Origin of the sequence: Ruegeria profundi, from assembly GCF_049800715.1 — a bacterium.
Classification (GTDB): Bacteria; Pseudomonadota; Alphaproteobacteria; order Rhodobacterales; family Rhodobacteraceae; genus Ruegeria; species Ruegeria profundi_A.
Genome location: NZ_JBNAFO010000005.1, coordinates 144,816 through 162,997, shown reverse-complemented (window position 1 = coordinate 162,997; position 18,182 = coordinate 144,816). Strand labels below are relative to the sequence as shown.

The window sequence follows — 18,182 nt, the reverse complement described above, 5'->3', positions numbered from 1 at the left end:
CCCAATTTACTACCCCGATGTCAGTCATGGCTGACCCCCAGATAGGCGTCGATGACCTCTTGGTTGTTGCGCACCTCGTCGGGAGTGCCGTCGCCAATTTTCTTGCCGTAATCCATCACGACAACCCGGTCGCTCAGATCCATCACCACGCCCATGTCGTGTTCGATCAGAGCGATGGTGGTGCCAAATTCATCATTCACATCGAGGATGAAGCGGCTCATATCCTCTTTCTCTTCGACGTTCATGCCCGCCATGGGTTCATCCAACAGCAGCAGCTTCGGCTCCGCCGCCAAAGCGCGCGCCAGTTCCACCCGTTTTTTCAGCCCGTAAGGCAGGCGCGACACCGGCGTCTTGCGGATGTGCTGGATCTCGAGGAAGTCGATAATTCGTTCAACCGCCTCACGATTCTCGGTCTCTTCAGCCTCGGCCTTCCCCTTCCACCAAGCCTGTTGAAGGATGTTGGTCTTCATAAAGCTCAGGCGTCCGGTCATCACGTTGTCCAGAACGCTCATGCCTTCGAACAAGGCGATGTTCTGGAAAGTCCGCGCAATCCCCTGCTGTGCCACCTCAAACGGCCGCATCGGAGGACGCTTGGAGCCGTGGAACCAAACCTCCCCCTCCTGCGGGACATAAAACCCCGAGATCACATTCAGCATCGAGGATTTGCCCGCGCCGTTCGGCCCGATAATGGCGCGGATCTCACCCTCGCGAATATCAAACGAGATATCCTTGATCGCCACCACGCCGCCAAATCGCAGGGTGATGTTTTTCATCTCCATCACCACTCCGCCGATCTTGCGGCCGTCTTCGGTGACATATCCTTCGGAATTATCCAGCATCAGCCTCTCCCAGACTTACGCGAAAACGGGACGGCGGGCGGGGCGATGACCGCAGGTCGAGCGGCGCTCGAACGGCCCATCATTCCGCCGCAACCTTGTGCTGCGCGACCGACACAACAGGCGCATCAACGATCTCTAGCGTTGCAGAAATCGACCCTTTGCGCCCATCCTCATAGGTCACTTCGGTTGTCGTCGAAACGCTCGAGGACCCGTCATAAAGCGCGGCGATAATGTCGTGGAATTTATCCTCGACAAAGCCGCGACGCACCTTACGGGTCCGAGTCATCTCGCCATCATCGGCATCCAGTTCCTTGTGCAGAACCACAAAACGATGCACCTGACAGCCCGACAGCATCTCATCCGCTGCGACCGACTTATTTACCTCTTCCACGTGGGCCTTAATCGTCTCTAATACACGCGGATGTCCCGCGAGTTCCTGGTAAGACGCGTAAGCTACGTTGTTGCGCTCCGCCCAGTTTCCGACCGCCGTCAGGTCGATATTGATGAAGGCCACACAGCGATCCTTGCCGTTGCCGAACAGCACGACCTCGAGAATATCAGGATAGAATTTCAGCTTGTTCTCGACATATTTCGGCGCGAACATCGACCCGTCAGCCATTTTGCCCACATCCTTTGCGCGGTCGATGATCCGCAAATGGCCCGAGCTTTCCTCGATGAACCCGGCATCCCCTGTCGCAACCCAACCCTCAGCATCCTTGGTCGAGGCCGTCGAGTCCGGGTTGTTGTAGTATTCGACAAACACACCGGGTGAGCGGTAGTGGATCTCGCCCGTATCGTCGATTTTCAATTCGACCGCAGGGGCTGGAACGCCGACCGTATCCGCCCGCACCTCGCCGTCCGGCTGTTGCGTGATAAAGACGGTCGCTTCGGTCTGACCATAAAGCTGCTTCAGGTTGATGCCCAAAGAGCGATAGAAATCAAAGATTTCTGGCCCAATGGCCTCACCCGCAGTATAGCCAACGCGAAACCGGCCATAGCCAAGCGTATCCTTCAGCGGCCCGTAAACCAGCATATTGCCCAGCGCGTATTTCAGCTTGTCGCCAAAGCCCACCGGCTTGCCGTCCAGCAACAGGCCACCGACCTTTTTGGCATGGGCCATGAAGTGGTGGAACATATTGCGCTTCAGCTTACCCGCATCCTCCATCCGGATCATCACGTTAGTTAGCTGCGTTTCAAAAACACGCGGAGGGGCAAAGAAATAGGTCGGCCCGATCTCACGCAGGTCCGTCATCATTGTGTCGGCGCTTTCGGGGCAGTTCACGCAGAAGCCGCACCAATAGGCCTGACCGATCGAGAAGATGAAATCACCCACCCAGGCCATCGGCAGGTAGGACAGAATGTCTTCGTTCCGCGTCAGATTATCGAACTCGGCCGAGTTCTTAGCGCTTTCAATGACATTCCGGTTCGACAGCACAACACCCTTGGGCTTGCCCGTCGTGCCGGAGGTGTAGAGCATCACGCAAGTATCGTCATAAGTGATCGCCGCGATACGCTTGTCCAGCTCGGTATCGAACCGCGCGTGTCCAGCACTGCCCTCGGCCATAATGTCCTCAAGCGCATTCATCTGGGAGTGGTCATATTTCCGCATCCCACGCTTGTCGGTATAGAGGATGTGTTTGACCTGATGCAGGTTTTCCTGAATCTCGATGACCTTGTCGACCTGTTCCTGATCACCACAGACGACAAATTTCGCGCCGCAATGTTCCAGCACATAGGCCATCTCTTCGGCGACCGAGTCCTGATACAGAGGCACCGGAACCGCGCCCACCATCTGAGCAGCCACCATCGACCAGTAATGCGCCGGACGGTTGCGACCGATGACAGCGATGTGGTCGCCTTTCTCAACGCCCAACTCCAGGAATCCAAGCGCGATGGCGCGGATTTCCTTGGCGGCCTCCGCCCAGGTCCAGCATTGCCAGATCCCGAATTCCTTTTCTCGATAAGCCGGGGTATCCCCGAACTCTGTCGCATTGCGATGTAGCAGCGCCGGAAGGGACTGCATCCCTTCAGCGCCCGACTGCGTCTGAGCCAATCTCTTTCTCCTCCCCACCCGACCCCTCCCCGGGTCGGAAATGGCAGGTCCGGGATGGTGCCCGAACGCCAATGCCCCGATTAGGAGCACAGTCACGATCAGCGTCAAGTTTTGCCTGATGTTTTCTCAATTCTTACGAATTGTAACAGGGTCAGACGGACTCGTTTCGTCCAATCGAACATGCGCTCTCAAAGATCAGCGCAATCGAATATCCGCACACATATGAGCATACGTCATTCCACCTCGGCCTTGCAGGTTTATCCTGGGTCATTTTGAGATACGCACCTTTCAGCGTACTCTGATTGGTGTTGAGTGACTGAGTGGCCAATTCAGCTGGCTGTTATTTAGGGGGGAAACCAATGTCCATTCAAAAAACTGCACGAGAGTTCTTTGAGGCATGCGAAACCGGCAAAGGCTGGGACGGCTGTAAGGACTTCTGTCACGACGGGGCCACGTTTTCAGCGCAAGCCGATGCTCTGGTCGATGTGACGACACTAGAAGGCTACGCCGACTGGATGAAGGGGCTGCTAACTCCGATTCCAGATGGGCACTATGAGCTAAAATCTTTCTCGACTGACGATGAACGTGGAATCGTGAATGCATTTGCTGTTTTCCACGGAACCCATTCAGTAGATGGTCCGGTTCCGGCCACCGGCAAAACAATCGCGGCCGACTACGTTTACGCGATTGAATTCGATGGCGACAAAATTCGGCATATGACGAAAATCTGGAACGATGCGCATTCCTTGAAGCAGCTTGGCTGGGCTTAACATTCGAAGATAGGAAACCCTGCGGAAAATCCCGCTGGGTTTCTTTTCTATTCTTTCATTTGGAGACCTTAACTCTGGTTTTGCCAGACGTTCACAACCAATCCCGCAGTATCGGAATCAGCGGTACATCCGCGGCAGGCATCGGGTAATTGCGCAGATCATTCGCACGCACCCATTTCAGCGCCTGACCCTCTTTGGACTGCGGGATGCCTTCCCATTTGCGGCAGGCAAACAGTGGCATGAGCAAGTGGAAATCGTCGTAGCTGTGGCTTGCAAAGGTCAGCGGCGCGAGGCAGGAGGCCCAGGTGTCGATACCAAGTTCCTCGTGCAATTCGCGGATCAGCGCGGCCTCGGGGGTTTCGCCAGGTTCGATCTTGCCGCCGGGGAATTCCCACAGACCAGCCATGGATTTGCCCTCGGGCCGTTGGGCCAGCAAGACGCGGCCCTCAATGTCGATCAGGGCGACAGCGGATACCAGAACTGTTTTCACGAGCGATAATCCGCGTTGATCTCGATATAGCCGTGGGTCAGGTCGCAGGTCCAAACGGTGGATTGCCCCTCGCCCAGCCCCAGATCGACTACGATCACAAGGTCTTGGCCTTTCATGTAGGTGGCCGCGTCTTCTTCACGATAGTCGGGGCTAACCCAACCTTTTTCAGCGACCAGAATACCGCCAAAGGAAATGCTCAGCAGGTCACGATCCGCAGCGGCTCCAGATTTGCCGATGGCCATGACGACACGGCCCCAGTTTGGGTCCTCACCTGCAATCGCAGTTTTCACCAGAGGGGAGTTCGCAATCGCTAGCCCATGCACCTTGGCATCTGCGTCCGAGGCGGCTCCGGTCACGCGGATTTCCACGAATTTGGTCGCCCCTTCACCGTCGCGCACAACCTGCTGCGCGAGATCCAGCATCACGGTTTCCAGCGCTTCGGCGAAGGCCGCATTGCCCGTAGCATCAACACCTGAGGCTCCGGTTGCGCACAGCAAAAGGCTGTCCGATGTCGAGGTATCGCTATCGACGGTGATGCAATTAAAAGTCCGGTCTGTCTGCGCGCCCAGCATGGATTGCAGCGCTGATTGGTCAACCACAGCGTCGGTGAAGATGTAGACCAGCATCGTCGCCATATCGGGCGCGATCATGCCGGACCCCTTGGCAATCCCGGCAATAGAGACTGTTTTGCCGTCTATATCGACCTGAGCCGACGCCCCTTTCGGGAAGGTATCAGTGGTCATGATCGCCCGCGCTGCGTCCTCGATCGCGTGACGGCTGAGACCGGATTTCAGCGCCTCAAGTTGAGAGACGATGCGATCATGCGGCAGAGGCTCTCCGATCACGCCGGTGGATGAGGTGAAGACCCTCTCAACCGGAACGTCGGTTGCCTTGGCAACCGCTTGCGTCACCTCAGCGACCGAGTCTTGGCCGTAGTGGCCGGTGAAGGCGTTTGCATTTCCCGAATTCACCAAAATCGCCGCTGGTCCATCGCTGGCGCCGCCGATCTTGTCCTGACAGTCCAGCACCGGAGCGGCGCGCGTGGCCGAGCGCGTAAACACCCCTGCCACGGACGTTCCGGGATCGAGAACCGCCAACATGACGTCGGTCCGGCCTTTGTAGCGCACGCCCGCCTCAACGGTTGCAAAACGCACTCCGTCAATTGCGGGCAGGTCAGGGAAACCGGCAGGGGCCAGTGGCGAGGTTTTGGTGATCGTGGCCACGGGCGTTTACTCCTGAATCAGGTCCAACTGGCGGATGACTTCAGGACCAACCCCTTCAAGGGCGGTGCGCTCGATCTGAGCCTGTTGGGTCAACTCATCAATACGGGCCTGAATAGCCTCTTGCTGAATGGTCTGGGCCAGTTCATCGCGCACGGCCTCAAGCGCGGGGGCTTCAGATTTGCGCTTGTCGTTCAGGATCACCAGATGCCAGCCGAACTGCGTTTGTACCGGGTCTGAGATCTGACCTTTTTCAAGGCCCAGCACGGCGTTTTCAAACTCAGGCACCATCTGGCCCTTGCCGAACCAACCCAGCGCACCGCCATTGGGGCCGGACGGGCCGGTCGAATGCTCGCGCGCCATCTCGGCAAAGTCGGCACCGTCATCCAATTGCGCCTTGAGCGCTTTGGCTTCGTCCTCGGATTCAACAAGAATATGGCTGGCATCGAACTCTTCTTCGCCTTCAAACTCGGCGAACTGCGCGTCATAGGCCGCTTGTACCCCCTCATCCGTCACAACATCGTTGGTCAGGGCGTTCACAGTCTGCACCGCCAGCAATGAGCGCGTCTCATTGTCCAGCGTCAGCGCGTTTTGCTGGGTCAGCTCTTCCTGCTGTTGGCCCAACAATTGCTGCTGGATCAGCTGTTCAAGCACGAAGTCATACAGCACATCATCCTCGATCTGCTGATATTGCTGCGGCAATGCGGCGACGGTGGCGACAACGTGACCCAATGTGATCTCGTCCCCGTTGACCGTGGCCAGAACGGTGCCTGCATCGAGCTTGGTTTCGGCGGCCAGCGGCAGCGCCATCACGGCGGTCAAAGCCAGCGATGGCAGAAAAGTGAGGCCTTTGGGCATGGAATCATCCTATTTCTTTGCCGCGACAGGGCGCAGCGTTGACACTTCAGAACCTGCCGCTTACATCGCTTTGAAGCCTTGGACAGGGCCGCCTTTCACCCCCCGTATCTATGGGTTGCGCGCAAGGTGGGCAAGCCTGTCGCAACCAAGACAAGAACAGATCCGCTGGAGTGAACATGCTGGGACTCGGAACGCTCGCCAAAAAGGTGTTCGGAACACCGAACGACCGCAAGATCAAGGCGACTCGCCCCCTGATCGAAAAGATCAACGCGCTGGAACCCGAGTTCGAAAAACTCTCTGACGAGGGTCTGATCGAAAAGACCGCCGAACTGCGCAAACGTGTGCTGGATGGCGAGAGCCTGGATGACTTGCTGCCCGAAGCTTTTGCCAACGTGCGCGAAGGTGCCAAACGCGCACTGGGTCTGCGGGCCTTTGATGTGCAGCTGATGGGCGGCACCTTCCTGCATCAGGGCAATATTTCCGAGATGAAGACGGGTGAGGGCAAGACGCTGGTTGCCACTTTCCCCGCCTACCTGAACGCCCTGACCGGCAAGGGCGTGCATGTTGTCACGGTCAACGAATACCTGGCCAAACGCGATGCGGAATGGATGGGCAAGGTCTTTGCCGCGCTGGGTATGACCACTGGTGTGATCTGGTCGGGCCAGCAAGATGCCGAGAAGAAAGCCGCTTATGCTTGTGACGTGACCTATGCCACCAACAATGAGCTTGGCTTCGACTATCTGCGCGACAACATGAAGGCCGATATGGCTGACATCTATCAGAAATACCACAATTTCGCGATTGTGGATGAGGTCGACTCGATCCTGATTGATGAGGCGCGGACGCCGCTGATCATCTCGGGGCCGGCGCAGGACCGTTCGGACCTGTACACCGCGATTGATGCGCTGATTCCAAGCCTGAGTGACGATCACTATTCGCTGGACGAAAAATCCCGCAACGTGACCTTCACCGATGAGGGCAACGAGTTTCTGGAACAGCAACTGATCGCCGCGGGCCTGATCCCCGAGGATCATTCTCTGTACGATCCCGAAAGCACCACCGTGGTGCATCACGTCAATCAGGGCCTGCGTGCGCACAAGCTGTTCCAGCGCGACAAGGACTACATCGTACGCGATGGCAATGTGGTTCTGATCGACGAATTCACTGGCCGCATGATGCCGGGTCGTCGCCTGTCGGAAGGTCTGCACCAAGCGATCGAGGCGAAAGAGAACGTCCAGATTCAGCCCGAGAACGTGACTCTGGCCAGCGTGACCTTCCAGAACTATTTCCGCCTCTATGACAAGCTGGGCGGCATGACCGGGACCGCGCTGACCGAAGCCGAAGAATTCCAGGAAATCTATGGTCTGGGCGTGGTCGAAGTCCCCACCAACCGTCCGATTGCACGTCTGGACGAAGACGATCAGGTCTATCGTACCGCAATGGAGAAATACGGCGCGATTATCTCTGAGGCGAAGAAGGCCCAGGAAAAGGGTCAACCGGTTCTGATCGGCACCACCTCGATCGAGAAATCCGAAGTTCTAAGCCAGATGCTGACCAAGGAAAAGATCGAACACAACGTTCTGAACGCCCGTCAGCACGAACAAGAGGCCCAGATCGTGGCCGATGCGGGCCGCTACGGTGCGGTTACCATCGCCACCAACATGGCCGGTCGTGGTACCGACATTCAGCTGGGCGGCAATGTGGAAATGAAGGTTTTGCAGGCCCTGGCCGAAAACCCCGAGGCCGACCCAGCCGAGCTGCGCGCCGCGGAAGAGGCCAAGCACGCCGAGGAAAAACAAAAGGTTCTGGATGCGGGTGGTCTGTACGTTATGGCCTCGGAACGCCATGAAAGCCGCCGCATCGACAACCAGCTACGGGGCCGGTCAGGCCGTCAGGGCGATCCGGGACGCACGGTATTCTACCTGAGCCTCGAAGACGACCTTATGCGCATCTTCGGCTCGGAACGTCTGGACAAGGTGCTGACCACGCTGGGCATGAAAGAGGGCGAAGCCATCGTTCACCCATGGGTCAACAAATCGCTGGAACGCGCGCAATCCAAGGTCGAAGGCCGCAACTTTGACATGCGCAAGAACGTTCTGAAATTCGACGACGTGATGAACGATCAGCGTAAGGTGATCTTCAGCCAGCGGCGCGAGATCATGTCAGCCGACGACTTGTCCGAGATCGTGTCGGACATGCGCGAGCAGGTGATCGACGATCTGATCGACGAATACATGCCGCCGAAATCCTATGCAGATCAGTGGGATACCGATGGGCTGCATGAGGCGATCAAGGAAAAGCTGACCATCGATGCCCCGGTTCAGGACTGGGCTGCCGAGGAAGGCGTGGATGACGAACAGGTGCGTGAGCGTCTGGTTAAGGCCGCTGATGAGATGATGGCGCAAAAGGCCGTCGCCTTCGGCCCCGAAAACATGCGCAACATCGAAAAACAGGTTCTGCTGCAGACCATCGACGGAAAGTGGCGCGAGCACCTGCTGACCCTTGAACATCTGCGCTCAGTCGTTGGATTCCGGGGCTACGCCCAGCGCGATCCGCTGAACGAGTACAAGAACGAAAGCTTCCAGCTGTTCGAAGGCATGCTGGACAGTTTGCGCGAAACCGTGACCCAGCAATTGTCGCGCGTGCGCCCGCTGACCGAGGAAGAACAGCGCGAGATGCTGGCGCAGATGGCGGCCCAGCAAGCGCAAGCTCAGCAGGCCGTTGATCAGGCTGCTGGCGCTGCCGAGGCCAAGGCCGAGGCCGTCGCGTCGGGCGATGCACTGCCCGGCTTTGACGAGAATGATCCCTCGACCTGGGGCAATCCGTCGCGCAACGATCCCTGCCCCTGTGGCTCGGGTAAGAAGTTCAAACACTGCCACGGCAGATTGACCTAACGTCAACAAATATCAGTCACAATCGCTCCGCTTCGCGGCCACAAATTGGCCGCGATTGTTAACGAGAGTGCGACTCGCTCCTTCAACTGGGGAGGGTGTTTTGTTCGTAGTCAGAAATTACGTGACCATGTGCGGCACAGTAGCCTGTGCCCTGGGTATTGGTTACCTGATGCAATATGGTGCGCCTGCGCAGCCGAACGGCATGCAGGAACCTGTCGCCGTGGCTTCTGTCGCGGATCAGGCCTCGGTCATTGCCGGGCTTGAGCGTATCGTGCAGACCTCTTCCTCTGACGAGACCCCCTCTCAACCGTTTGAGCGCCCAGCGCCGAAGGCCGCACAAAAACACACCAATTGCAGCATCAGCGCGCGTGCCACCGCCCAAATGGGCGCCAATGCACGGCTGCGGATCAAGGCCCCCTGCCGCAGCAACGAACGTGTTGAAATTCACCACAGCGGTCTGACGCTGACACAGCAAACCGACGAAAACGGCGCCTTGGACCTGACCATTCCGGCCCTGTCCGAATACGCCATTTTCCTGATCTCATTCGAGGATCAGACCGGCACGGTCGCCACCACTCACATCATGGATATTGACCAGTTCGACCGGGTCGCATTGCAATGGCAGGGTCAGACCGATCTGCAAATCCACGCCTTGGAGTTCGGCGCAAGCTATGGGGAGCCGGGGCATATCTCAACCAATAGCGCATCGCAGGGCGCGGGTTCCGTGGTCCATCTGGGAAGTGCGGGCTTCCATGATGGACAGAATATCCAGATTTACTCTTTCCCGGCTGCGCGTTCGGAACAGTCCGGCTCGGTCGCTTTGACGGTTGAAACCGAAGTGACTGAGGCCAATTGCGGCCGCGATCTGAACGTCCAGTCTTTGGAACTGCGCAGTGATCGCCGGCTGCGGTCGCGCGATCTGATCCTGACGATGCCGATGTGTACCGAAGTCGGTGAGTTTCTGGTGTTGAATAATCTGTTCCAAGACCTGACAATCGCGGCAAATTAAACCGCAGGCAGGCTCGACCTTCTCATGACACTTATTCGTGCGGCGCTGGCCGTACTGTTTTCTGTTTCGCTGGCTGTTTCAGCCGCAGCACAGGATATTGTTCTGACATCGCATGATGGCAAGATCGAAGTCTCCGGCACTCTGCTGGGCTTTGACGGCGAATTCTACCGGGTCGACACCCAGTTCGGAGAGTTGACGGTCGATGGATCTGGCGTCACATGCGACGGCCCGGCCTGCCCCAGCCTGACCGATTTCGTGGCCGAGGTCCGGTTCTCGGGATCATCCGTCATGGCCGAGACGGTCCTGCCTGCCCTGATCATCGGCTTCGCTCGACAAGAGGGTCTGACAGCGACTCCATCGCGCGTGGATGAACGCAGCTTTGCCTATGAACTGCGCCAGCCAGACCGCACGGCCCCTCTGGCCCGCCTGTTCTTTCGCGTTGGAACGACGGATCAGGGGTTTGCCGACCTCATGGACAGCGACGCCGATATCGTGATGGCACAACGCGAAATCCGGGATGAGGAACGCAACGCTGCCGAGGCCGCAGGGCTTGGCGATCTGACCCACCCCCGCCGCGCGCGGATTGTAGCCCTGGATGCGATTGTCCCAGTGGTTGCGCCAGAGAACACCGTTCAGGACATTTCACCCGCGGATCTGGTCCGTGTTCTGTCGGGCGCGATCACCAACTGGACAGATCTGGAAGGGCCGGACGCTCCGATTGCCCTTCACATGCCGGACACCGGGTCAGGCTTGTCGCAGGACGTCGAGGATCAGCTGCTGCGCCCCGTACAGGCCGAGCTGTCCGATACCGTTCTCCGCCACCAGCGCAATCGCGATCTTGTACAAGCAGTGGCCAATGACCCGTTCGCGATCGGCATCACGACGCAAGCGGCCTCGGGCCCTACCCGCGCGCTGCCGTTGGCCGGAGGCTGCGGACATGCGCTTGCGGCGACCCGCCAGTCAATCAAGACCGAGGATTACCCACTGACTTCTCCGATGTTCCTCTACCTGCCGCAACGCCGCCTGCCACGGATCGCACGCCAGTTTCTGGCCTATACCCGCTCAGCTGACGCTCAGATGGCCATACGGCAGGCCGGATTTGTCGATCAAGCGACCGAAAACCTACCCATGGGGCTGCAAGGCAATCGGCTCGCCAATGCCATCGTTTCTGGTGGAGCCGAGGTCGGATTGGAAGAGCTTCAACACATGGTCGAAACTCTGCGAACTCTATCTCGACTATCAATTTCCTTCCGGTTCGAGCCGGGAAGCTCTCGCCCGGATGCACAATCGCGGTCCAATATTCTGCAATTGGCCCAGGCGCTTGAATCCGGCAGTTTGACCCCTCACAAGCTTGTCTTTGCCGGGTTCAGCGACGGCGATGGAGGCGCCAGCGCCAATGCACGGATCGCCCATCGCAGGGCACAAACGGTGCGCAATGCGGTTCTGGCCGCTGTTGAGACCGAAATCTCCGACAGTATCGAGATCACAACCGAAGGTTTCGGAGAAGCGATGCCGATGGCCTGCGATGACACTGAGTGGGGCCGAAAAACAAACCGACGGGTTGAGGTTTGGGTGAACTAGAGAGTGACGATGTCGGGCAGAAACTCGGACGAAACCGCCTCCGCGATCAATTAGGGTTCCGCCCAGCCACGCGGAAACCATGTCTGATCTCTAGATACGCGACGCTTTTTCCGGCGAGACGCAAAAAAAATGTTAAGACCCTGTGACGCATTTGGCTAGAGGCAACATGGGCGAAAGCGAGAAACTGTCCTCATCGATATGAATCGGACAACATGGAACTCTCAAACCAGATAGCAATTTCAGTCGATAGGGCAATCGACAAGAAACACGAGTCTTCCCGTCACAAATACCCCTCGGATCGAAAGCTCAGCTCGGTTGATTTTCCGATGATCAGGTGGTCGTGCAGCGTCAGCCCCAATGCAGTGCAGGCATCCTGAATACGGTTGGTCATGTCGATATCCGATTGCGACGGCGTCGGGTCGCCTGAGGGATGGTTATGCACCAAAATCAGGGCCGAGGCGTTCAGCTCAAGCGCCCGTTTCGCCACCTCGCGCGGGTAAACCGGGACATGATCAACGGTGCCCTTCGCCTGCTCTTCATCCGCGATCATCACGTTCTTGCGATCCAGATAGAACACGCGAAACTGCTCGACCTCGCGGTGCGCCATCGTTGTGTGGCAATAGTCCAGCAAAGCATCCCAGCCTGAAATCACGTGGCGCTGCATCACCCGTGCACGGGCCATGCGATGGGCACAAGCCTCTAGGATTTTCAGATCGGTGATGACGGTTTCACCGACGCCTTTGATCTGACGCAACCGCTCCTCTGGTGCGGTTAGCACGCGGTTGAAGTCGCCAAACGTATCCATCAGCAGCCGGGCCAGCGGTTTCACATCCTGCCGTGGAATGGACCGAAACAGCACCAGTTCCAACAACTCATAGTCCGGCATAGCGCCCGAGCCGCCAGACATGAACCGTTCGCGCAGCCGCTTGCGATGGTCTTTGATGTAGGAGGGTAACCGACCCGTCGGCAGCGGCTGCGCTGGCGCTTCGTCCGTATCGAATAGCATTGGTGCTTCGGCAAAGGCGTCCTGTGTCATGGGCCTCACCTTGCGCAGAATCGGTTTCTGAAAGGTTAACGCACCTCACCTGCCATGCGCGCTGTGGCGCGGCGCACCAGCATATGCAGCAGGATCGAGAACACGCCCAGAGTCAGCATGGCCGCAAACATCAGATCGGTCTTGGCCCGGCCGTTGGCCAGCAGCATCAGATAGCCCAACCCTTGCGAGGACCCGACCCATTCGCCAATAACCGCGCCAATCGGCGCATAGACCGCCGCCAAACGCATCCCCGAGGCCAGCGACGGCAGCGCCGCCGGGATACGGATGTGCCACAGAACCGAACGTGGGCTTGCCTGCATCGTGCGCGCAAGGTCGAGATATCCGGGCGGGGTCCGCATCAAACCGTCGAAGAAGGATGAGGTGATCGGGAAGTAGATGATCAGAACAGCCATCGCGACCTTGGACCAAAGGCCGTAGCCCAGCCACAGGGTCAGCAGCGGCGCCAGCGCAAAGACCGGCAGAGCCTGCGTGAACACCAGCATCGGTTGCACCAGCACCCGTGCGGCCCGCGAATTGGCCAGTTGCAGCGCGGTGACAACGCCTAGAACGGTACCAACCGCCAGGCCGATCACGACCTCAACCGCTGTGATCCAAGTATGTTCCGCAATCACCCAGCGGTTCTGCCACCAGGTCTCGGCCACAAGCGCCGGGCCGGGCAAGATGAACTTGGGCAGGCCCGTCAGGCTGACGATCGCTTGCCAGACGGCCAGAGCGAACAAGGTCGCGGCGAGGGCGGAGAGGAGTTTCATGCCGCCTCTCTCAATAGTTTCAGCAACGCGCCTTGGGTTTCCAATGTCTCCAGATCATCCACATGGCGCGGTGCTGGCGCGGCAGGTGGGGCGCAAGGGGTCAGCCCCTGCTGTGTCATCACGACAATGGATTGGCCTAGACGCGCAGCCTCGGCCGGATCGTGGGTGACCAGAAGGACTGTTCGACCCTGTAGCGCCTCTGCGGCCAGATCCTGCATGTCCGCGCGGGTGCGCGCGTCGAGCGCCGAGAATGGCTCATCCAGCAGCACGATGGGGCGATCCTCCATCAGGGTCCGCGCCAAGGCGACGCGCTGTCTCTGGCCGCCGGACAGTTCCGACGGTTTCTTGGCCATGTGGTCTTGTAAGCGCATCCGCTCGATCAGGCGATCCCGGCGATCCAGATCGGGTTTCTCACCCCGCAACCGCGCTCCGAGCGAGACATTTTGCGCCACCGTCGCCCAAGGCAGCAGCAAGTCATCCTGCGCCATATAGGCCACGCGAGTCGGGACCGTTTGACCATCGCTGGCCAAGATCTGGCCGGTGAAATCCGCGCCTGTCTCCAGCCCGGCGATCAGGCGCAGAACGGTGGTTTTGCCAACGCCCGATCCGCCCAACAGGCAGGTCCACTGTCCAGCCTCAAGGGTCAGAATCAGTGGTGCGAACAAGGGCGTATCGCCAATGCTCGCGTGTCCGCTGATGGTGAGATCGGGCGCCGGTGTCATGGAGTCAGACCCATTTGCCAGAAATTGACCTCCAACTCCGTGGCGGTTCGGAAGGTTTCGCACAAACGCTCCCATCGCGAAGAGGCCTCGAAATCTGCCCCAATACGTCGTGTTAGAGCCGAATCTAGCAGTTCGCCGACCGCCTTGCACGCGCCCTGGTAGTCCTCACCAGCATAGGTGTTGATCCAGTCGCGGTAGGTCTCGGACGTTGCCTCGGAGGCCAGCCGAGACCCGATTTCCCCGTACCCCATCACACAGGGCGCAAGCGCCACTAATAGGTCCAACAGATCGCCACTGTATCCGGCCTCCAGCACGAACCGCGTATAGGCAAGATTTTCGGCACGTTCCGGGGTTGCAAACAGCTCCTCCTGAGAGATCCCAGCCGCTTCGCAGATCCCGATATGCAACTGCATCTCTTCGGCGACCAATGCGTTCACGGTGCCCACAGCCGTCAGCATTTCGGAATGCGTTTCTGATTTCACCACCGCCAGCGCCCAGGCGCGGCTGAAATGGATCAGGAACACATAATCCTGACGCAGGTAATGCAGGAATGCCTCGAGGGGCAGAGAGCCGTCCTTCATCCCTTCGACAAAGGCGTGGCGGGTGTAGTCCTGCCACGGCCCCTGCGCCGCATCACGCATCAGCGTAAAGGCTTTGCCATATTCGCTCATTGCGCGGTCACGTCGATGGTTATGTCGCTGACCGGCAGTACGCTGTCGATCATACCGCTTTCGTTCAGGAAGGTTTCGAACCGGGCGTAACGGCCTGCATCAAAACCCGCCGGGCGCAGAGCGAAACGTGGCAGAGTGTCGACCCATGCGCGGGCGTTCAGCTCATCCTGCAACTCGGGCGAGGTCGCTGCGAAGATCTCCCAGCTTTTTTCGGGGTTGTTGACGATGTACTGGGTGGCTTTTTCTGTCGCGGCCAGAAAACGCGCGATCTTGTCTTTGTCCATCGTCTCGGGGTTGGCGACGTAGATCAGCTCGTCATAAGAGGGCACGCCCTCTTCCTCGATATAGAAGCAGGTGCCAGGACGGCCTTCGATATCCATCTGGTTCAGCTCGAAGTTCCGATAAGCGCCGATCACCGCATCCACCTGACCGGTCATCAGCGACGGCGAGAGCGAGAAGTTCACGTTGATCAATTCAACATCGTCCAGCGCCACGCCATATTTACCCAGAACGGTGGTCAAAACCGCTTCTTCCACGCCCGCGACCGAGAAACCGATTTTCTTGCCCTTCAGATCCGCAGGCGACTTGATCGGTCCATCTTCCAGAACCAGCAGACAGTTCAGAGGAGTCGCGACCAGCGTGCCGACGCGCTTCAGGGGCAGGCCCTCATGGATTTGCAGATGCAGCTGCGGCTGATACGACACGGCCAGCTCGGCCTGACCTGCAGCCACCAGACGTGGCGGGGCGGAAGGATCGGCGGGGGGAACGATCTCGACCTCGAGCCCCTGCTCGGCGAAGTACCCGTTTTCCTGCGCCACGATGATGGGCCCATGATCGGGGTTGATGAACCAGTCCAGCAGAACGGTCATCTTGTCTTCGGCCCAGGCCGGCGCAGCGGCCAGAAGGGCGATGGCTGTCATCAGCTTTTTCATGTCTCGCGTTTCCTTTTCACTCACGAGGTTGAGGCCGCGACGAGGACAATCTCGCCCGGCCAATCCGGTTCAATCTGTTCAGCCGCACGCCAGGCGCGCAGGCCGGTTGCACAGCACAAAGCCAGCCTTTTTGCTTTGTTAGGCTCTGATTTCAGGTGTTCCACACTCTGGCGTCGCGCCAATGGATGGACTGGCTTAGGGGCTTCGTCTTCGTCCCGAAGCTCAACAATCACATCGTCTGAAGACAGCTGCGAGGCGGCGACGAAGGCGAAGGATTGCTCAGGCTCAGGCGCTGCATCAAAGCGGAAGCTGGAGCTTCGGAAGGTCTGGGCATCCACCTGCACCATCAGGCCAAGAGGCGACGGGTCGAGGCCCAGGATCAAAGCCAACGCCATCTGCGCCTGCATCGCGCCAACAATGCCCACGACTGACCCCAGCACACCTGCCGTGGCACAGCTCGCCCCGTTGGTTGGGGCCTCGGGGAAGACGGCCCGCAGTGACGGCGCACCGCCGCAGAATGCTCCGACATAACCAGACAGGCCCAACACCGATGCGCTGACCAATGGTTTGCCCAAGGTCAGGCAGATATCCGACAGGGTGTAGCTGGCGGCATAGCTGTCCGCACAGTCGAGGATCAGATCGGCCTGTGAAACAAAACCAGCCGCATTTTCGCTTGTTAGAGCCTGTTTTAGCGCGACGACGTCGATATCAGAATTCAAAGCACGGCAGCGATCGGCTGCTACTTCGACCTTTGAGCGTCCGCAATTAGCCTCAGAAAACAGCGTCTGTCGATGCAGGTTCGACTGGGCCACGTCATCCGCATCGAGGATCGTCAGATGGCCAACGCCCGCCCCTGTCAGCAAAGGCAGGACCGGAGCCGCTAATCCGCCCGCCCCGACCACCAAGACCCGCGCCTTGGACAGGCGCGCCTGCCCTTCGGCCCCGACCTCAGGCAGGATCATCTGGCGGGTGTAGCGGCTCATCTGGTGGCCTCGATCCACTGGCGGACCCGCGCCTCGGGGTCGGCGTTCAAGGTGATGTCCGTAACCACAGAGATGATATCGGCCCCCGCCTCAAGCACGCCGGGCGCGCGTTCGACGCTCATACCGCCGATCCCGACCAGAGGGATATCGCCCACGCGAGCCTTCCACTCGGTGACTCGCGGCAGGCCTTGCTGCTCCCACTTCATCTTTTTCAGGATCGTCGGATAGACCGGCCCCAGCGCGACGTAGTCGGGGTCCATGGCCAGAACGCGTTCTAGTTCATCATCGTCATGGGTAGAAACGCCCAGCTTTAGACCCGCTTTTCGGATCGCTTTGAGGTCGGCATCATCCAGATCCTCCTGCCCCAGATGGATCCAGTCGCAACCCGCATCTATCGCGGCCTGCCAAAAGTCGTTCACCACCAGAACCGCGCCATGCTGCTTGCACAGATCGCGAGAGGTTGCGATCTCGGCCCGGACAACTTCGTCCGGCTGGTCCTTCATGCGCAGCTGCACCAGCTTTACACCTAAGGTCAGCATCCGCCGCAGCCAGTCCGAGTGGTCAAAGATCGGGTAGAAACGGTCCAAACTCATGACAGGAACGCCTTTCCAACAACGGGAGTTGAGGGCTCGGCCATGTCGCGGGCCTCAATCGGGTCGGCCCGATGGGCCAGCTGCCCGGCCTCAACCGCGCGCATCATGGCCTTTGCCATCAACGCCGGATCACCGGCGCGGGCGACGGCAGTGTTCAGCAATACGGCGTCATATCCCAGCTCCATCGCGTGGGCCGCATGGCTGGGCAGGCCGATCCCGGCATCAATCACCAGCGGCACATCCGGAAACTCGGCCCGCATTGCGCGCAGGGCGTATTCATTGTTCAACCCCCGGCCCGAACCGATTGGCGCACCCCAGGGCATCAGGACCTCGCACCCGGCCTCAAGCAGCCGTTCACCCACGATTAGGTCGTCGGTGGTGTAAGGGAAGACCTCGAACCCGTCCTCGGTCAGGATGCGCGTGGCCTCGACCAGTTGGAAAACGTCCGGCTGCAGACTGTCGGTATGGCCGATCAGCTCTAGCTTAATCCACTTGGTTTCAAACACTTCGCGGGCCATATGCGCGGTGGTCACCGCCTCCTTGACCGTATGACAGCCGGCGGTGTTGGGCAGCACCAGCACGCCCAGATCACGGATCATCTGCCAAAAAGTCTGCCCGGCCCCCGATTCCCGCCGCAGAGAGACAGTCGCCACACCCGCGCCGCTGTCGCGAAACGCCTGTTCTAGGATAGCAGGGCTGGGATATTGCGCGGTGCCCAGCATCAGCGGGTTGGGCAGATCGACGCCGTAAAAGCTTTTCAT

The 18,182-nt window shown here is 59.0% G+C and carries 17 protein-coding genes; 4 read left to right on the top strand and 13 right to left on the bottom strand.

Features of this window, described 5'->3' with window-relative positions; translation table 11 throughout:
* Window positions 1-20: 20 nt before the first annotated feature.
* Both ACP15L_RS10445 and ACP15L_RS10440 read right to left on the bottom strand, forming a co-directional pair.
* Window positions 21-839: an ABC transporter ATP-binding protein gene (locus tag ACP15L_RS10445; RefSeq protein ID WP_170380262.1), complete on the bottom strand. Its 819-nt coding sequence runs from the start codon at window positions 837-839 to the stop codon at window positions 21-23.
* A gap of 79 nt (window positions 840-918) precedes the next feature.
* The gene (locus tag ACP15L_RS10440) at window positions 919-2,862 is read right to left on the bottom strand and encodes an AMP-binding protein (RefSeq protein WP_425084204.1); all 1,944 of its coding nucleotides are present in this window, start codon (window positions 2,860-2,862) and stop codon (window positions 919-921) included.
* 389 nt (window positions 2,863-3,251) lie between these two features.
* Between ACP15L_RS10440 and ACP15L_RS10435 the strand changes: the two genes are divergently transcribed.
* Window positions 3,252-3,662, top strand: a complete 411-nt coding sequence (locus ACP15L_RS10435; RefSeq protein ID WP_170479942.1) for a nuclear transport factor 2 family protein — start codon at window positions 3,252-3,254, stop codon at window positions 3,660-3,662.
* Between the two features lie 91 nt (window positions 3,663-3,753).
* Here ACP15L_RS10435 and mutT read toward each other — a convergent pair whose 3' ends face one another.
* From mutT to ACP15L_RS10420, 3 genes are read right to left on the bottom strand one after another with little or no spacing between them, the layout of a single operon-like run.
* On the bottom strand, window positions 3,754-4,152 hold the full coding sequence (mutT, locus tag ACP15L_RS10430) for an 8-oxo-dGTP diphosphatase MutT (protein WP_170334201.1): 399 nt from the start codon (window positions 4,150-4,152) through the stop codon (window positions 3,754-3,756).
* Window positions 4,149-5,375 (bottom strand): bifunctional glutamate N-acetyltransferase/amino-acid acetyltransferase ArgJ, encoded by a 1,227-nt coding sequence (argJ, locus tag ACP15L_RS10425; RefSeq protein WP_425084108.1) that lies wholly within the window; start codon window positions 5,373-5,375, stop codon window positions 4,149-4,151. The genes mutT and argJ overlap by 4 nt, the downstream gene beginning before the upstream one ends.
* 6 nt (window positions 5,376-5,381) lie before the next feature.
* Window positions 5,382-6,230, bottom strand: coding sequence for a peptidylprolyl isomerase (locus ACP15L_RS10420; RefSeq protein WP_425084107.1), 849 nt, complete (start codon window positions 6,228-6,230; stop codon window positions 5,382-5,384).
* Between the two features lie 176 nt (window positions 6,231-6,406).
* On the opposite strand from ACP15L_RS10420, the gene secA reads away from it, so the two are divergent.
* The 3 genes from secA (at window position 6,407) to ACP15L_RS10405 (ending at window position 11,714) form a co-directional block, all read left to right on the top strand.
* Entirely contained in the window at window positions 6,407-9,124 is a 2,718-nt protein-coding gene (secA, locus tag ACP15L_RS10415) for a preprotein translocase subunit SecA (RefSeq protein ID WP_425084106.1), read from the top strand.
* A gap of 100 nt (window positions 9,125-9,224) precedes the next feature.
* Window positions 9,225-10,133, top strand: a complete 909-nt coding sequence (locus ACP15L_RS10410) for a hypothetical protein (RefSeq protein WP_425084105.1) — start codon at window positions 9,225-9,227, stop codon at window positions 10,131-10,133.
* A 24-nt stretch (window positions 10,134-10,157) separates the two neighbouring features.
* On the top strand, window positions 10,158-11,714 hold the full coding sequence (locus tag ACP15L_RS10405; RefSeq protein WP_425084104.1) for a phosphate ABC transporter substrate-binding/OmpA family protein: 1,557 nt from the start codon (window positions 10,158-10,160) through the stop codon (window positions 11,712-11,714).
* A 280-nt stretch (window positions 11,715-11,994) separates the two neighbouring features.
* Here the strand turns inward: ACP15L_RS10405 and radC are convergent, their stop codons facing one another.
* The 8 genes from radC to ACP15L_RS10365 are packed head-to-tail and all read right to left on the bottom strand — an operon-like array spanning window position 11,995 to window position 18,182.
* Window positions 11,995-12,750, bottom strand: a complete 756-nt coding sequence (gene radC, locus ACP15L_RS10400; RefSeq protein WP_425084103.1) for a RadC family protein — start codon at window positions 12,748-12,750, stop codon at window positions 11,995-11,997.
* 35 nt (window positions 12,751-12,785) lie between these two features.
* Window positions 12,786-13,520, bottom strand: coding sequence for an ABC transporter permease (locus ACP15L_RS10395; protein ID WP_425084102.1), 735 nt, complete (start codon window positions 13,518-13,520; stop codon window positions 12,786-12,788).
* Window positions 13,517-14,242, bottom strand: coding sequence for an ABC transporter ATP-binding protein (locus ACP15L_RS10390; RefSeq protein ID WP_425084101.1), 726 nt, complete (start codon window positions 14,240-14,242; stop codon window positions 13,517-13,519). Before ACP15L_RS10390 ends, ACP15L_RS10395 begins: the two co-directional genes overlap by 4 nt.
* Window positions 14,239-14,913 carry a thiaminase II gene (gene tenA, locus ACP15L_RS10385; protein ID WP_425084100.1) on the bottom strand — a complete coding sequence of 225 codons (675 nt, stop codon included), beginning with the start codon at window positions 14,911-14,913 and terminating at the stop codon, window positions 14,239-14,241. Before tenA ends, ACP15L_RS10390 begins: the two co-directional genes overlap by 4 nt.
* Window positions 14,910-15,845: an ABC transporter substrate-binding protein gene (locus ACP15L_RS10380; RefSeq protein ID WP_170720626.1), complete on the bottom strand. Its 936-nt coding sequence runs from the start codon at window positions 15,843-15,845 to the stop codon at window positions 14,910-14,912. The genes tenA and ACP15L_RS10380 overlap by 4 nt, the downstream gene beginning before the upstream one ends.
* A gap of 20 nt (window positions 15,846-15,865) precedes the next feature.
* The gene (locus ACP15L_RS10375; protein WP_425084099.1) at window positions 15,866-16,828 is read right to left on the bottom strand and encodes a HesA/MoeB/ThiF family protein; all 963 of its coding nucleotides are present in this window, start codon (window positions 16,826-16,828) and stop codon (window positions 15,866-15,868) included.
* Window positions 16,825-17,421 carry a thiamine phosphate synthase gene (locus tag ACP15L_RS10370; RefSeq protein ID WP_425084098.1) on the bottom strand — a complete coding sequence of 199 codons (597 nt, stop codon included), beginning with the start codon at window positions 17,419-17,421 and terminating at the stop codon, window positions 16,825-16,827. Before ACP15L_RS10370 ends, ACP15L_RS10375 begins: the two co-directional genes overlap by 4 nt.
* A complete protein-coding gene (locus ACP15L_RS10365; RefSeq protein ID WP_170680732.1) occupies window positions 17,418-18,182 on the bottom strand; it encodes a thiazole synthase in 765 nt (254 codons plus the stop codon). The genes ACP15L_RS10370 and ACP15L_RS10365 overlap by 4 nt, the downstream gene beginning before the upstream one ends.

Bases quoted from the DNA above. Each gene is read 5' to 3' on its own strand.
- ACP15L_RS10445 (WP_170380262.1), bottom strand. From the start codon at position 839: ATGCTGGATAATTCCGAAGGATATGTCACCGAAGACGGCCGCAAGATC.
- ACP15L_RS10440 (WP_425084204.1), bottom strand. From the start codon at position 2,862: ATGCAGTCCCTTCCGGCGCTGCTACATCGCAATGCGACAGAGTTCGGG.
- ACP15L_RS10435 (WP_170479942.1), top strand. From the start codon at position 3,252: ATGTCCATTCAAAAAACTGCACGAGAGTTCTTTGAGGCATGCGAAACC.
- ACP15L_RS10420 (WP_425084107.1), bottom strand. From the start codon at position 6,230: ATGCCCAAAGGCCTCACTTTTCTGCCATCGCTGGCTTTGACCGCCGTG.
- secA (WP_425084106.1), top strand. From the start codon at position 6,407: ATGCTGGGACTCGGAACGCTCGCCAAAAAGGTGTTCGGAACACCGAAC.
- ACP15L_RS10405 (WP_425084104.1), top strand. From the start codon at position 10,158: ATGACACTTATTCGTGCGGCGCTGGCCGTACTGTTTTCTGTTTCGCTG.
- radC (WP_425084103.1), bottom strand. From the start codon at position 12,750: ATGACACAGGACGCCTTTGCCGAAGCACCAATGCTATTCGATACGGAC.
- ACP15L_RS10395 (WP_425084102.1), bottom strand. From the start codon at position 13,520: ATGAAACTCCTCTCCGCCCTCGCCGCGACCTTGTTCGCTCTGGCCGTC.
- ACP15L_RS10390 (WP_425084101.1), bottom strand. From the start codon at position 14,242: ATGACACCGGCGCCCGATCTCACCATCAGCGGACACGCGAGCATTGGC.
- tenA (WP_425084100.1), bottom strand. From the start codon at position 14,913: ATGAGCGAATATGGCAAAGCCTTTACGCTGATGCGTGATGCGGCGCAG.
- ACP15L_RS10380 (WP_170720626.1), bottom strand. From the start codon at position 15,845: ATGAAAAAGCTGATGACAGCCATCGCCCTTCTGGCCGCTGCGCCGGCC.
- ACP15L_RS10375 (WP_425084099.1), bottom strand. From the start codon at position 16,828: ATGAGCCGCTACACCCGCCAGATGATCCTGCCTGAGGTCGGGGCCGAA.
- ACP15L_RS10370 (WP_425084098.1), bottom strand. From the start codon at position 17,421: ATGAGTTTGGACCGTTTCTACCCGATCTTTGACCACTCGGACTGGCTG.
- ACP15L_RS10365 (WP_170680732.1), bottom strand. From the start codon at position 18,182: ATGAAAAGCTTTTACGGCGTCGATCTGCCCAACCCGCTGATGCTGGGC.